The sequence below is a fragment of the Nonomuraea sp. LP-02 genome, assembly GCF_036289125.1.
Classification (GTDB): domain Bacteria; phylum Actinomycetota; class Actinomycetes; order Streptosporangiales; family Streptosporangiaceae; genus Nonomuraea; species Nonomuraea bangladeshensis.
The window spans coordinates 7,231,343-7,244,892 of the sequence record NZ_JAXCLK010000001.1 but is presented as its reverse complement, the minus strand read 5'-3'; the positions used below and the strand labels follow the sequence as shown (position 1 = coordinate 7,244,892).

The window sequence follows — 13,550 nt, the reverse complement described above, 5'->3', positions numbered from 1 at the left end:
GCGCCCCAGCGGGGGCGTGCCGCTCCGGAGTGCCCACGAGAACACGCCCTGGCCGGTCGGGGGGCCTACCGCCCACCCATAGCCCCACCTACATCCCGCCCACCCCGCGCGGGGCTTCCGTAGGCCCTACTGAGGGTGGGTGGGACAGTGGGTGGGCACTAGGTGGGCAGATCCTCCAGGCGATGCGGCATCCGGGGCGGTTGCGGCCTTCCCGGCTGCTGCCTTTTGATGTTCCATTCGAGCAGGGTGCGATCGTCCTCGTCGGGAATCCAGTCGGGGGTGGTCTTGAAGTCGGCCACCTCGCAGCCCAGGACCTTTGCGGCCTTTAGCAGCGACTGCCAGCCGGGGGCGGTGCGACCGATTTCCCAGTCCTTGAGCGACCCCGTCTTGACGCCGATTTTGCGGGCCAACTCCGCCCGACCCATGCACGCCTTGACGCGCATTAGTCGGAACTTAAGCGGGTGGAAATGCTGCTGGTTAGCCATTGCGCCTCCTCAGCGGAATGGGCTGGTCGGCCTGAGCCTGCCTCTTGGCCTTGGCGAGCCACCGCTGCGCCGTCGTGTGCGATTTGCCGAACATCCGCTGCACGTCGCCGATCGTGGGTTTCTGGCCTCCCCTAATGAGATCGACCAGTTGGCCCACCCCCCTACTGGAATCCATGAGTTCCGGGGTGGTATTCCGCGTGGGGTCCAGGGCGGACCCCTGGTATTCCAGGGCGGGTTCCACCGGTATTCCGGGGTGGAATTCCGGGGGTTCCGGGGTGGAATTCTGGGGGGATTCCATACCCTCCGACCGGGCACGAGGCGCTCTCGCCCTTACTTCGGGGTCGTCGATGTTGTCGATATTGTCGAGGTAGTACTGCATGAGGTCCGCGTTCTTGATGACAAACAGCAGATGCTCCATAGCGAACTTATCGGGCTTCAGCTCGCCTGACAGGTCCATGAATGCATACAGAGCCTCTTCGGCCTTATTGAGGTCGTCGCTCATTGGTCCTCCCCCGTGGGGTTTCGGGTGCTCCCGGCAGCAGGTCTCCGTGGGTGCTCCTCGGGAGCACGCTCCTGCTCCTAGCCTCTCGGCTCCGTGCCCAGTCAGAGGGGGTGCGGCGCTCCGGGAGCATGCTCCGGAGTGCTCCCCAGGGGCGCTGCTCCCGTGCTCCCACACCCCTAGGGTGGGGAGCGCGGGAGCGCCTGGGATCGGGGCTATTCATCGCGCGCCTTACGCGCCTTTGCGATTGCCGTCCAGAACGCGTTGCCCTTCTTGATGTCGCGCTCCCTGCCCCATTCCTGGAGCTTCCGGTAACTCGCGTCGTTCGGGATTTTGGCCTCGTCGATAAGGCGAATAGTTTCAACCATCACCCGATCGCGGAGTTCCTCAAGACGCTCGCGGTCCAGCCGATCGATTACGCATGAGGTGACTCGCTCGCCGTCTTCGTCCTCCCACAGGGGGATGGCCTTTAGCCGGAATGACAGCGGCTCGGCAGCCGCGTTGTCCTTCTGCTTGGGGTTGGAGAGTTCAAGGGCTCCCTCTCCTCGGTCGATTTTCATCTCGGTGCCAAGCGCACCCAGGACCGACGAGGAGCCACGCCCATGGTCGCCGTTGTGCCCCAGATGGTGAATAACCATCACGCAGGCTCCGGTTCGGGCTCGGAGGAATTCAATTTGCTCCACGAAGTGCCCCATGTCGGTGGCGCTGTTCTCCTCCAGCCCGACCGTGATTCGGGCCTGAGTGTCGAGCACGATCAGCACGGGCTTAATTCGCTCGCAGACCTCGATCAGGGTGCGCCATTCATGGCTGGGAACCAGGTCGCGATCAGCGCGGAGAGAGGTTCGAATTGCCCTCGGCAGGAACAGCACGTTCTCCATGCGCCTGCGGTGGTGCTTCTCCCAGGCTCGGACGCGCTTCTTGATGCCGCTCCCGCCCTCGGCGGCCACGTAGACCACCGTGCCCTGACGGATCTTGTGGCCCTGCCACTCCAAGCCCGACCCGACGTGCGCCGCCATGTCGATGGCGACGAACGACTTGCCATGACCCGGCTTGCCGTTGAGCCTGCTGATCGTGTCCAGGTCCAGCCAGCCCTTGACCACGTAACGGGGGTCCGGGATCGAGTCCAGCCCGTACGTGTCGAGCAACTCGCCTTCGAGCTTCTCGGGGGTCAGCAGGTCAAGCTCGTCGTCCTCGGGCCTCTTGGCCTTCTCCCGGCTCCAGATGGACTTGGCGACCTTCTCGACCTGCGCGTCGTCCAGCGCTGGCCTGCACCGACCGCTGTTGACAGTCTGGAGAACGGCCAGGTAGCCGTCGAAGTGCCGATGTGACTTGGCAAGGTGGCCTGCGACCTTGGTCAGCCACTTATCCCTGCCGCCTTCGTCCACACCTTCGGCAAGCAGCTTGGCTAGATCGCTGTGCCCGCCATCTGCCCCCGCCTCGGGAGTGGGTTTCGTAGAAGCTCGCACGGCCCTGGGGACCCACTCCGGCACCGGGGGGAGCGTAGAGACCGGGGGCCACGCCGCGTGGTCGTCGTAGGCGATCAGGAAGCCACCCACACCCCGCGTGTCGATGCCCTCGGCAATGTCGTCCTGGCTGTTCGGGGTCGGCATGCCGGGTCTTGCCCGATAGGGGATGTGAACGCCCCCGCTGGGCGTTGCCGCCTCGGGTCCAAGCTCGGTGCCTGGGTGCTGGTTCAGCAGGTCGGCCCACGCGTTGAGACCGTTCTTGCCGTGCTTCTTGTCGAGGTCCACCACGACGATGCCGGACGCCTGGGTGTTGATACCGATGTGGGTGGCCTTGCCCAGGCCCCAGTTCAGGATGACCTCAGGGTCGGTGGTGGCTGTGTCTTGCCATCCGCCCAGGGGGAACCGAAGAGTCTTGTCCTCGCCGTCCCACGTCACGTGAACAGGGACCACCGCGTAGCCGCGTTCGGCGAGCTGCAACGCCTGCTGGCGCAGCCGCTTTATGGGCTTGACGGGAATGTCAACCGGGATTGACGGAGCGTTACTCTGCGTGCTTGACTGGGTGGCAGAGCTGGTAGTAGGGGCGGGGTCGCGGGGTGTGGCAGTCACGCGGCTTCGCCCTCCTCCATGTCGGGGGCGCGCTCGTCGGCCTCGTCCCGCTTGAAGAGGATCGCCAGCAGCCGCCTGTAGCGGTCGGGGTTGGCCTCGACGGACCACTCGGCGCTCACAGCTCCACCTCGACGCAGAGGTCTTCCGGCTCAACGTGCAGGACTCGCGCGAGCCGCTCGATCATGGCGCGCTTCGGCGTCCGCTTACCGCTCAGGTACTCGTACACGGGCCAGGTGCTGTGGAAGCAGCAGCGCTCAGCGAAGGCTTTCTTGGACAGGCCCGACCGTTCGAATGCGGCCTGGAGCTTGGGCGGGCTGAATACCAGGGTCGTCATCTGACTTCCTCCGGGTTACGTCACCGAAGGTCGTCAGGCGCAGCCTCGCTCCGACAACCGGATACCGGACCCTCCTGGCCCGACTCCAGCGGGTCCATCAGCCTGAGGCTGGAACCCTCCCCCGAGTTACCTCAAGGGGCACACCCCGACTGGGGTAGCGGGGGACTACCCCGCTCGCTGCTAGTACCCAGTAGAGCACAGGCGGCCTCAGCGGCAAAAGATTTGACCGGGGGTCAAGCCCCGTAAGAGGCCAGGCAGGACACCCCTTCTGGCTTCGTATGGATCACGACGAGTTACGCCGGCGACTACTTCTCGTGATTCCCCCGGTCCCAGAGAAAAAGAGAAAGAGTGCGCGGTCTTCCTTCGAGTCGGCGGAGACCCGTGCGCACCCCCTCCCCCTACTCCTCTGGGTCGTCGAGCGCAGCGACAGCCGTGTCCCAGTCGGGCGGCACCTCGGCTCCGTAGATGAACTGCATGAGCCGGAAGGCGCGTTCCTGCTCGACCCGCTGGAGCGCCTTCGCAAGCTCCGCCATGACCTCGCCGAACGGGGTGTCACGGGATGACGCCAGGCACCACCGCGCGGCCATGCGCCGCACCTGCGCCAGCTCGCCGTCCGTCAGGCCGTCCACGTCGACAAGCGCCACGCTCGACGCAGGCGGAAGCTTGGGTGCCGTGTTGCGCCCGAACTGGATCAGGGCTGCGCGCTCCGCTGCCTGCTGCTGGGCTCGCTCGTGCTCGGACAGGGGCGCGTCCGCGTCTCCGTGCCACATGGGAACGCCTCTGGGCTGCTGCCTGGGCCTGCGGGCGGGATTCTTCGATGGCGGGGTCCTCATGGTGTCTCCAGGCTTGATCGGTGGCTTGAGATGGGGGCAGGGTGAGCGTCAAGCCAACACCCACCCTGCCCTTTGGAGAGGCACCCCCGCCGTCTGAACGGGTCCCCTCCTCAGGGGGCACCACCCCCCTGGTCTGTTACGCGGTGGTCGGGACGTCCAGCATCCGGAACGCCTCCGGCACCACCACGTCGCCGCCCGTGCGGAAGTACATGTACAGACCGCGCTGGCCCGTCGGGCGTCGGTTGGGACCGAACAGGTGCGGCACCAGCTCGATCGTGGTGCCGATCCGGTCCACGATCACGTAGTTCGCGAAGTCGCCGTAGATCATGACGAAGTTGCTGGCCGTCGCAGCCGGGTTGAGCGACCCGTCCATGTTGCTGTTCTCGCTGATGGGCCGACCCAGCAGGTTGCCGTTCGCCAGCTCCGGGAACTTGAGCGACCCGTTGGTGGTCTCGAACTGCCGCAGCGTGTTGATGATCGGCAGTGCCGCCATCCACTCAGCCCTCGGCCTGAACCGGGGCGGCAGCGCGTTCTGGAGCGTGAACGGGTCGGCGGCGGTCAGCACCTCGGTGCCGCTGCCGTTGATCTCGCTCGCCGTCCCTGCGAGAGCGGTCACGATGCCCTTGGGCTGGTTGGTCCCGGTGCCCGTGGCGAACGCCGTCGCCTGGAGCTGGTCCGCTGCGTCGACGAGCAGCCTGCCCAGTTCCTGCGTCGTGCCGACCATGTCCATTCCGATCTCGATCGAGAACGGCACCCACGCGTTGCCCTTGTGCACCGGAATGCTGGGCTGGCCGAAGCTCGGCGAGTCGTCGCTGGCCTCTTCCTCTTCGGGTCGCCAGCTTGCCGTCACGCCAGCCGAAGTCACACCGTGCCACACATCGCTGCTGGTCTGCACGACGCGAGCCAGCCGCCGCATGGGGTCCACGCTGCCGCCGCTCGTGAGCAGGATTGCCGGGTCCAGGTGGAACGGCACCATGTAGCCGCCCTCGTTGTCGGTGAGGCTCAAGGCCCGCATCTCGCCGCGCAGCTTCTGAACGGCGGCGAACGCCGCGCGCTCCTCCTCGTCCCACATCAGGTGCCCGCGCTCGGGGTCCGCGACGAGGTGCGCGAAGGCCCGCTCGTACGCCTGGCTGCCCGTGGCCAGCACCCACCTTTCCGCCAGGCTCCGGTGGACGGGGGCACCCTGCCCAAGCAGCCGCTCGGCCTTCTCCTGCGCCTCGGCGGGGATGGCCGCTCGCTCGATCGCCCGCATGGCCTGGTCGCGGGTGCTGCCACCCCTCGGCCTGCCCTCGGCGGGGTCGTAGTCGTACTCGTCGCTGCTGGAACCGGGGGTGCCCCGCTCGGTCTTGAGGTTGCTGCCGCTCGTGATGCGGTCCAGCCGGTGCTGCCGCTCCTCGCGGGTCAGGCTCTCCAGCTCGTCGGTCAGCGAGTCGAACCGCTGCCGCTGCGGTCGGGTGGGGTTGTCGTGGGTGCCGAGCTGCTCCATCTCATCGACAACAACGCGCATGCGCTCGACGACCTCGGCGTGCCGCGTCCGGTTGTAACTCATGTCTGGTTCTCCTAGAGAGTGGTGAGTTCCCTAGGCGGCCTGAAGCGTGCCCGCTGGCAACGCGACGTGACGCATCCCGCGCCCGGTCTGGTTCGAGGTGCCTCTATGTGGGGGCGTCTGCGGAACCGGGTGAGCGAGGCTCGGCGCGGTGCGACTACCACCACCAGCGAAGCAGGCCCATTTGCCAGGCCACAAGTCGGCGCAGATCAGGCGTCTTCCGGCTCAGGACCGATGAACGAACCGATCTGCGGAACTGTGTAGATCAAGCCCTCTTCGCGAAGGTGGGCAATCACCTTGCGCACCGTGCCACGGGCGATGCCGAACTCCTGCATGATGGCGGTCTCGGACGGCAGCGGCACGCCACGCTTGTACTCGCCCGACTCGATCCGCTTGCGCAGGATGTTTGCGACCTGCCTCCATTTCGGCTGGTCAGCCCGTAGTTCCATCACAGCTCAACCGTAGACATGCAGGTCAGAGCATCATCAACCGACTACGAGTATGAACGTGCTTGAACGAGTATGTACGAGGGCTTACGCTGGGGCGATGCAGAAGAAGGCTCGATCCCCCCAGGTCAACATCGAAATTGAGGGCCAAACCCTCCCCGTGGTGGAGCACCTCTACTCGCTGGCCTACCTGGCTCGCGTGTTCAAGGTCGGCGAGTCCGACGCTCAGGACGCCTACCTCACCATCGACGTCAATGACGCCTACGACTGGCTCGATGAGAACGTCGGGGAGGGCTTCTACGGGGACATCGCGATCTACGACATCTCGTTCCCGAGCCAGCGAGAGCCCACCCTGCTCAAGACGCTGTCCGGCACCCGCAGGCGGCCAGCCACCGCATAGCCACGGGAAGCCCTCGGAGGTACTCCGGACAGCACGAGAGCCACCACCCGGCACCTACGCCGGACTGGTGGCTCTCGGCTTTCCGTGAGGCTTCCGTCTACGCGGCCAGTGTGAACGGCAGCCCTGACTTAACTACCAGGGTCGAAATCAGGGTCCGTCCCCGATGCTCCCAAGGGGCCCCGGGAGCGACCATGGCGATATGAACGAAATCAGTCGACGCGATGAGATATCGCTTTCCGGTGCCGCGCTCCGTGGCGCCCCTTGGAAGGCCGCGGCCGTCGGCGGCGGTGTCGTGACCGCCGCCAGCTACGGCATGGGCCTGCTCACGGGCGGCGGCGACCTGGTGTGGGCGCTGGGCCTCGGCATCAGCCTGTTCGCCCTGATCGCCGCGATCGGGGCGGTGTCCAAGCCGCACGAGGGCGACCGGGTCACCCGGCAGGCGCGCATCTGGTCGCTGCGCCACCCGTGGAAGTTCGCGCTGCTGCCCGCGGGCATCACGGCGGTGCTCGACTATCCGGTGCAGCTCGTCCTCGACGGCGAGGGGGTCTTCGGCTCGGCCGTGCACGCGCTGTGGCACGGCGCGCTGGTCTATCTGATCGCCGGCATCCTGACGCTCACGATGCAGGGCCGGGCACGCTCCGAGCGGTGACCCCGCCCGGCCTTCAGGACTCCCGCTCGGCCTGGCTGCGGCACACACAGAACTCGTTGCCCTCGGGGTCGAGCATCGTCACCCATCCGGCGCCGTCGGGCCGGCGCAGATCGGCGTGGACGGTCGCGCCCAGCTCGATGAGCCGTTCGACCTCCTCGTCGCGCGTCCTGCCCGCGGTGCCGTTGACGTCGAAGTGCAGGCGGTTCTTGACCGTCTTGCCCTCGGGAACGCGGATGAACAGCAGGAAGGGGTCCCGCTCGGTCCGCAGCATCACCTCGTCGTCGCCCGGCTGGTCGTCCTCGCCCAGAGGCAGCCCCGTGGCCCTGCTCCACCAGCTCGCGAGCTCGTACGGGTCGGCGGAGTCGATGGTGACGGCGTGAATCTCGATCATGGGAACACCCAACCCGACACCACCGAAGACGTCAAACCGGTGTCAGTCCCACCAGACGGTGACCCAGCGGTCCCGTGGCAACGGCCACATGCCCAGCTCGACGGCCGTGGCGGCCACCTCGTCCGCCCGGGACGGGTCGAGGCACGCCCGCCGGCAGGCGCTGGCCGCGAGCTCCTCCAGGGAGCTGAATCGTTCCAGCGGGGCCTCCCGCTCCTCCACCCGTACGGCGAAGCCGAGCGCCGCCGCCAGCGCCACGCAGTCCTCGGCGACCGGCCGCGCCGGGCGGTCGATGCCGTGGAAGTGCTGCCAGAGCGGCGTCATCCAGCTCGTCGGATGGCGGTGCGTCAGCTCCAGCACCACCCGCCCGCGCGTGTGCGCGTCGAGCGCGCGCAGGAAGGCGGCCAGGTCGGGCACGTTGTAGACGACGTGCGCGGCGATGGCGACGTCGGCCACCGGGGCCTCACCCGCGACGTCCGGCCAGCGGCCGTGGATCGTGGTGACCGGCACCCCGAGCTTGTCGGCCCGCAGCGTGAGCCCGTCGAGCATCGCGGCCGAGGAGTCGACCGCGTACAGGTGGCTGACGCGCCCGCTCAGCGGCAGCGAGGACGCGCCGGCGCCGCAGCCCACGTCGAGCAGCGTGCCCTGGTCGGGCAGGGCCTCCGTCAGCCTCGTCATCGTGGGTCCGTCGTCCGGCTCGGCGAGGGCCCGGTCGGTGCGGGTGCCGAACCGTTCGGGCGAGTGAGTCCAGGGGTCGGCGGAAGCGCGGGCCAGGATCTCGTCCGGGATCGCCCAGGCCTCCAGTCGCTCCCGCCACCGCGCGGCGAGTTCTTCGGCGTCCATGGAGACGAGCATGCCATGCATGGCAGGGGTTACCCGCGGGTAGCATTTCAGAGTAAGGTTACTCGCGAGTACACCCCTGTCTCGGTTCAAGGAGATCGACCCCATGGGCCACTACAAGAGCAACGTTCGCGACCTTGAATTCAACCTCTTCGAGGTCTTCGGGCGACGCGAGATCCTCGGCGCAGGGCCCTTTGCGGAAGTCGACGAGGACATCGCGCGCAGCCTCCTGGAAGAGGTCAACCGCCTGGCGACCGGCGTGCTCGCCGACTCCTTCGAGGAGGGCGACAGGAAGCCGCCGGTCTTCGACCCCGCGACCGGCTCGGTCACCATGCCGGAGGGGTTCAAGAAGTCCTTCAAGGCGCTGGTGGACGGCGGCTGGGCGCACCTCGACCTGCCCACCGACCTGGGCGGCCCCGGCATCCCGCGCAGCCTCGCCTGGTCCACGGCCGAAATGGTGCTGGGCGCGAACCCGGCGCTCTACATGTACGCCGCCGGCCCCAACTTCGCCTACACCCTGTGGCAGGTCGGCACCGAGGAGCAGAAGCGCTTCGCCGAGCTGGCCATCGAGCGCAACTGGGGCGCGACCATGGTGCTGACCGAGCCGGACGCCGGCTCCGACGTGGGCGCCGGCCGCACCAAGGCCGTACGCCAGCCCGACGGCACCTGGCACATCGAAGGCGTCAAGCGCTTCATCACCAGCGCCGAGCACGACATGGCCGACAACATCTTCCACCTGGTGCTGGCCCGCCCGGAGGGTCACGGCCCCGGCACCAAGGGCCTGTCGATGTTCCTGGTGCCGAAGTACCACGTCGACCTGGAGACCGGCGAGCTCGGCGAGCGCAACGGCGTCTACGTCACCAACGTCGAGAAGAAGATGGGCCTGAAGGTCTCCACGACCTGCGAGCTCACCTTCGGCGAGAAGCACCCCGCGATCGGCTGGCTGGTCGGCGAGGTGCACGAGGGCATCAAGCAGATGTTCATGGTCATCGAGCACGCCCGCATGATGGTCGGCACCAAGGCCATCGCCACGCTCTCGACCGGCTACCTCAACGCCCTCGACTACGCCAGGTCCCGCGTCCAGGGCGCGGACCTGACGCAGATGACCGACAAGACCGCCCCGCGCGTCACCATCGTCAACCACCCGGACGTGCGCCGCGAGCTGATGCTGCAGAAGGCGTACGCCGAGGGCATGCGCGCCCTGGTCCTCTACACGGCCACCTTCCAGGACGCCGTGATGATCGACCCGGCCGACCGGCACGCGCACGCGATGAACGACCTGCTGCTGCCGCTGGTCAAGGGCGTCGGGTCGGAGCGGTCGTACGAGCTGCTCTCCCGTTCGCTGCAGACCCTGGGCGGCTCCGGCTACCTGCAGGACTACCCGATCGAGCAGTACATCAGGGACGCCAAGATCGACTCCCTGTACGAGGGCACCACCGCCATCCAGGGCATGGACCTGTTCTTCAGGAAGATCCTGCGCAACCAGGGCGCGGCCGTCGGCGCGCTGCTCGGCGAGATCACCGCCTTCGCCGCCTCCGAGGCCGGCAACGGGCGGCTCAAGGAGGAGCGCGAGCTGCTGGCCGAGGCCGCCGCCGACGTCAAGGCCATGGGCGACACGATGGCGACCTGGGCGCTCGGCTCGATGGAGAAGCCGGAGGAGGTCTACAAGGTCGGCCTCAACACCACCCGCCTGCTGCTGGCGCTCGGCGACCTCGTCATCGGCTGGCTGCTGCTGCGCCAGGCCGAGGTCGCGCTGGCCCGGCTCGCGGACGGCGAGGACCCGTTCTACCAGGGCAAGGTGGCGTCGGCCACGTTCTTCGCCAAGACCGTGCTGCCCCGCCTGACCGCGGAGCGGCGCATCCTCGAGTCCACCGGCCAGGAGCTCATGGAGCTTCCGGAGGAGGCCTTCTAAGGTCCCTTCCGAGTCCCGGTACGCACGGAACGCCCGCACGTCGTGCGGGCGTTCCGTCGTTCGGCCGGTGGAGGGTGTGATCGTCCTTGGCCGGGTATGACCGTGGGCGTACCGGCCGTTTACCAGGGAGGCTCGTCATGGGTGTCGGGGTCAGCATCTTCTTCCTCACGCTCGGCGCCATCCTGAAGTTCGCGATCGAGCCCGACGTCTTCGGCGACAGCGTCCACATGGACGTCATCGGCCTGATCTTCATGATCGTGGGCGGCGTGGGCGTCGTGCTGAGCATCGTGCTGGCCCCGAGACGGGGCCGCACGTCGGACGGGCGCCTGATGCACCGCGAGAACAACCCTCCGGAGATCTAGGCCCTACACCTCGATCTGCGCGGAGGCGCGGGTGGCCACGATCGGCTTGATGTGCTCGGCGATGACCGCCTGGTGCCGCGGGTGGTCGCGGTAGACGAGATAGTCGTCCGCCGAGTCGAAGTCGGCGACCACCGCGTAGGCGTGGTTGCCCTGGTTGATGCCGGCGTCGGGGCCGACGGTGTAGGAGCGGAGCTCCGGGATCGCGTCCGGCAGCTTGCGCAGCTCGGCGGTCACCGTCGCCTTCTGCTCGTCGGTCGCGTCGTCGGTCCAGGTGAACAGCACGATGTGGCGAATCATGGGAGCACCCTATCGACGCCGGCTCAGGAGCCGAGGTAACGCAGCACCGCGAGGACCCGGCGGCTGTAGCCGGTGGTGTGCGACAGCGCGAGCTTGTCGAACAGGGCGTTGACGTGCTTCTCCACCGCGCTCTGCGACACGTGCAGCGACTGGGCGATGGAGGCGTTGGTCAGTCCCTGCGCCATCAGCTCCAGCACCTGGCGCTCGCGGGCGGTGAGCTGCGCCAGCGGGTCGGTGTTGCTGGTGCGCGCGAGCAACTGGCGCACCACCTCCGGGTCGAACGCCGTCCCGCCCGCGCCCACCCGGTCGAGCGCGTCCAGGAAGTCGCCGACCTGGGCCACGCGGTCCTTCAGCAGGTAGCCGACGCCGTCGATGCTGCCGCTCATCAGCTCGGTGGCGTACTTCTTCTCGACGTACTGCGACAGCACCAGCACCTTGACCTCCGGCCAGCGCCGCCGGATCTCCAGGGCGGCGCGCAGGCCCTCGTCGGTGTGGGTGGGCGGCATCCGTACGTCCACCACCACGGCGTCGGGCCGCTCGGCGGCCACCGCCCGGAGCAGCGAGTCGGCGTCGCCCACCGCGGCCGGCACGTCGTGACCTTCCTCCTTCAGCAGCCGCACCAGGCCCTCCCGCAGCAGGGCCGAGTCCTCGGCCAGCATCACGCGCACGGCAACTCCGCTTCGATCACGGTCGGCCCGCCGGGCGGGCTGGTCAGGGTGAACCGGCCGTCCAGGGCGGCCACCCGCTGCGCCAGGCCGGTCAGCCCGCCGCCGGTCGCGTCGGCCCCGCCTGCGCCGTCGTCCTCCACTCGCACGACGACCATGGTGGCCTGCCGGCGTACGTCGATGGTCACCAGGGTGGCTCCGGAGTGTTTGGCCGCGTTCGTCACCGCCTCGCTGGCCACGAAGTACGCGGCGGCCTCCACCACCGCCCCGGGCCGCTCCGGCAGCTCGCAGGTCACCTTGACCGCGACCGACGACCGCTCGGCCACTCCGGCCAGCGCCTCCGCCAGACCGTGGGCGTCCAGCCCCGACGGGTAGACCCGCCAGGCCACCTCGCGCAGCTCCGCCAGGGCCTGCTGGGCCTGCTCGTGGAGCTGTTCCAGCAGCTCGGGGCGGCCCCGGCGGGCGCGTCCCGCGAGCATGGACAGCGCCACCAGCCGCTGCTGCACCCCGTCGTGGAGGTCACGCTCGATGCGCCGCCGTTCGGCGTCGACCGCCGCGACCACCCCGGCCCGGCTCACGGTCAGCTCGTCGATCCGCCGCCGCAGCGCCTCCACCGGGTCGGGGGCGAGCAGCCGTACGGCCAGCCGCCGCTCCAGCGCCTCCACCCCCACCAGGCCGCACACGTCCAGGAACAGCAGGACGCAGCCCGACACCGAAATGTAGGCCACCAGCGGCGCGGTGGGCAGCATGCCGTCGAACGCCTCCCCGCGCCCCCACGACCACGCCAGCATGACCGCCGTGCCAAGGCCGATCACGAGCAGCAGCACCACGATGCCGCCCAGCACGCCCACGGGCGTACGGGCGGCGAGGTAACGCAGCTCGCCCTCCTCGTTCCTGCCGGAGAGGTCCAGGCCCAGCCGCCACAGCTCAAGCCGGACCAGCCGGGCGGCCGCCGCCCGCACCGCGGGACGGTCCGCGAACGGCGCCGCCACCAAGACGAACAGCAACCCCACGAGGGCGGTGACCGCACCGGCGGCCACCGCCCCGACGAGCCTCGGCCCGTTAAGCACCGACCGCATGCCGCCCCTTGCGCCGCTGAGCCAGCCGCGTGCCTGCGAAGACCAGCACCGCCAGCGCCACCGTGGCGATGACCGCGTTGGTGCCGACGCCGACGTAGGTCTCCACCAGCTCCCAGTTCTCGCCCAGCATCCACCCGGCCAGCACGAAGACGGTGTTCCAGAGCAGGCTGCCGGCCGTGGTCAGGAGCGTGAAGACGCCCAGCGGCATGCGCTCCACCCCGGCGGGAACGGAGATCAGGCTGCGGAAGATGGGAATCATCCGGCCGAAGAACACCGTCTTGCGCCCGTGCTTGAGGAACCACGCCTCCGTCCTGGCGATGTCGGAGACCTTCAGCAGCGGGATCCGGGCGGCCAGGGCCAGCGTGCGCTCCCGGCCGAGCATCGCGCCCACTCCGTACAGCATCAGGGCCCCGATCACCGAGCCGGCGGTGGTCCACAACAGCACGGCGAGCAGGTTCATCTCTCCCCGGGAGGCGGTGAAGCCGGCCAGCGGCAGGATCACCTCGCTGGGCAGGGGCGGGAAGAGGTTCTCCAGCGCGATCGCGATCCCGGCTCCCGGCGCGCCGAGCATCTCCATCAGGTCGATCAGCCATTCCGTCATGCACCAGAGACTAGGAACGACCAGGGTACGGCCACCATGAGGCGGACGGCCGGTCAAAGGTGTGGAAAACCACAGGAGATGTATCAGATGGGGTGGGTGGCGTCTCTGACGTCATGAAGGCAACCGTGTGGCTCGCCTCGTA

At 68.4% G+C, this 13,550-nt stretch carries 18 protein-coding genes; 4 read left to right on the top strand and 14 right to left on the bottom strand.

Translation table 11 applies throughout. The features are described 5' to 3' along the window. Nucleotides 1-158 precede the first annotated feature (158 nt). The 8 genes from SMD20_RS34090 to SMD20_RS34055 all read right to left on the bottom strand — a co-directional run bounded on the left by SMD20_RS34090 (nt 159) and on the right by SMD20_RS34055 (nt 6,218). Complete coding sequence (locus SMD20_RS34090; RefSeq protein ID WP_329589198.1) at nt 159-485, bottom strand: helix-turn-helix domain-containing protein; 327 nt, start codon at nt 483-485, stop codon at nt 159-161. Further along, entirely contained in the window at nt 478-987 is a 510-nt protein-coding gene (locus SMD20_RS34085; protein ID WP_329589196.1) for a hypothetical protein, read from the bottom strand. Before SMD20_RS34085 ends, SMD20_RS34090 begins: the two co-directional genes overlap by 8 nt. Nucleotides 988-1,199: 212 nt before the next feature. Next, nucleotides 1,200-3,056 (bottom strand): AAA family ATPase, encoded by a 1,857-nt coding sequence (locus tag SMD20_RS34080; RefSeq protein WP_329589194.1) that lies wholly within the window; start codon nt 3,054-3,056, stop codon nt 1,200-1,202. After that, a complete protein-coding gene (locus SMD20_RS34075; RefSeq protein WP_329589191.1) occupies nt 3,053-3,175 on the bottom strand; it encodes a hypothetical protein in 123 nt (40 codons plus the stop codon). Before SMD20_RS34075 ends, SMD20_RS34080 begins: the two co-directional genes overlap by 4 nt. Further along, nucleotides 3,172-3,390, bottom strand: a complete 219-nt coding sequence (locus tag SMD20_RS34070; protein WP_329589188.1) for a helix-turn-helix domain-containing protein — start codon at nt 3,388-3,390, stop codon at nt 3,172-3,174. The genes SMD20_RS34075 and SMD20_RS34070 overlap by 4 nt, the downstream gene beginning before the upstream one ends. A 398-nt stretch (nt 3,391-3,788) precedes the next feature. Continuing rightward, on the bottom strand, nt 3,789-4,160 hold the full coding sequence (locus SMD20_RS34065) for a hypothetical protein (protein ID WP_329589187.1): 372 nt from the start codon (nt 4,158-4,160) through the stop codon (nt 3,789-3,791). A gap of 199 nt (nt 4,161-4,359) precedes the next feature. Further along, complete coding sequence (locus SMD20_RS34060; protein WP_329589185.1) at nt 4,360-5,772, bottom strand: phage major capsid protein; 1,413 nt, start codon at nt 5,770-5,772, stop codon at nt 4,360-4,362. Between the two features lie 206 nt (nt 5,773-5,978). Then, nucleotides 5,979-6,218, bottom strand: a complete 240-nt coding sequence (locus SMD20_RS34055) for a winged helix-turn-helix domain-containing protein (RefSeq protein WP_329592770.1) — start codon at nt 6,216-6,218, stop codon at nt 5,979-5,981. 97 nt (nt 6,219-6,315) lie between these two features. Here SMD20_RS34055 and SMD20_RS34050 point away from each other — a divergent pair, with 97 nt between their 5' ends. Both SMD20_RS34050 and SMD20_RS34045 read left to right on the top strand, forming a co-directional pair. Continuing rightward, nucleotides 6,316-6,615 carry a hypothetical protein gene (locus tag SMD20_RS34050; protein WP_329589183.1) on the top strand — a complete coding sequence of 100 codons (300 nt, stop codon included), beginning with the start codon at nt 6,316-6,318 and terminating at the stop codon, nt 6,613-6,615. A gap of 292 nt (nt 6,616-6,907) precedes the next feature. Beyond that, on the top strand, nt 6,908-7,264 hold the full coding sequence (locus SMD20_RS34045) for a hypothetical protein (protein ID WP_245774809.1): 357 nt from the start codon (nt 6,908-6,910) through the stop codon (nt 7,262-7,264). A gap of 13 nt (nt 7,265-7,277) precedes the next feature. Here the strand turns inward: SMD20_RS34045 and SMD20_RS34040 are convergent, their stop codons facing one another. Both SMD20_RS34040 and SMD20_RS34035 read right to left on the bottom strand, forming a co-directional pair. After that, nucleotides 7,278-7,655, bottom strand: coding sequence for a VOC family protein (locus SMD20_RS34040; RefSeq protein WP_329589182.1), 378 nt, complete (start codon nt 7,653-7,655; stop codon nt 7,278-7,280). A 42-nt stretch (nt 7,656-7,697) separates the two neighbouring features. Beyond that, on the bottom strand, nt 7,698-8,495 hold the full coding sequence (locus SMD20_RS34035) for a class I SAM-dependent methyltransferase (protein ID WP_329589181.1): 798 nt from the start codon (nt 8,493-8,495) through the stop codon (nt 7,698-7,700). A gap of 103 nt (nt 8,496-8,598) precedes the next feature. On the opposite strand from SMD20_RS34035, the gene SMD20_RS34030 reads away from it, so the two are divergent. Together SMD20_RS34030 and SMD20_RS34025 are read left to right on the top strand one after the other, a co-directional pair. Further along, the gene (locus tag SMD20_RS34030) at nt 8,599-10,404 is read left to right on the top strand and encodes an acyl-CoA dehydrogenase (protein ID WP_329589179.1); all 1,806 of its coding nucleotides are present in this window, start codon (nt 8,599-8,601) and stop codon (nt 10,402-10,404) included. Between the two features lie 137 nt (nt 10,405-10,541). Next, the gene (locus SMD20_RS34025; RefSeq protein WP_329589177.1) at nt 10,542-10,766 is read left to right on the top strand and encodes a hypothetical protein; all 225 of its coding nucleotides are present in this window, start codon (nt 10,542-10,544) and stop codon (nt 10,764-10,766) included. Between the two features lie 3 nt (nt 10,767-10,769). Here SMD20_RS34025 and SMD20_RS34020 read toward each other — a convergent pair whose 3' ends face one another. The 4 genes from SMD20_RS34020 to SMD20_RS34005 are packed head-to-tail and all read right to left on the bottom strand — an operon-like array spanning nt 10,770 to nt 13,408. Continuing rightward, nucleotides 10,770-11,063: a Dabb family protein gene (locus SMD20_RS34020; RefSeq protein ID WP_329589175.1), complete on the bottom strand. Its 294-nt coding sequence runs from the start codon at nt 11,061-11,063 to the stop codon at nt 10,770-10,772. Nucleotides 11,064-11,086: 23 nt separating this feature from the next. Continuing rightward, nucleotides 11,087-11,731 (bottom strand): response regulator transcription factor, encoded by a 645-nt coding sequence (locus SMD20_RS34015; protein ID WP_329589173.1) that lies wholly within the window; start codon nt 11,729-11,731, stop codon nt 11,087-11,089. Further along, nucleotides 11,722-12,807, bottom strand: coding sequence for a sensor histidine kinase (locus tag SMD20_RS34010; RefSeq protein ID WP_329589171.1), 1,086 nt, complete (start codon nt 12,805-12,807; stop codon nt 11,722-11,724). The genes SMD20_RS34015 and SMD20_RS34010 overlap by 10 nt, the downstream gene beginning before the upstream one ends. Further along, nucleotides 12,791-13,408 carry a DedA family protein gene (locus SMD20_RS34005; RefSeq protein ID WP_329589169.1) on the bottom strand — a complete coding sequence of 206 codons (618 nt, stop codon included), beginning with the start codon at nt 13,406-13,408 and terminating at the stop codon, nt 12,791-12,793. The genes SMD20_RS34010 and SMD20_RS34005 overlap by 17 nt, the downstream gene beginning before the upstream one ends. Between the last annotated feature and the right edge of the window lie 142 nt (nt 13,409-13,550).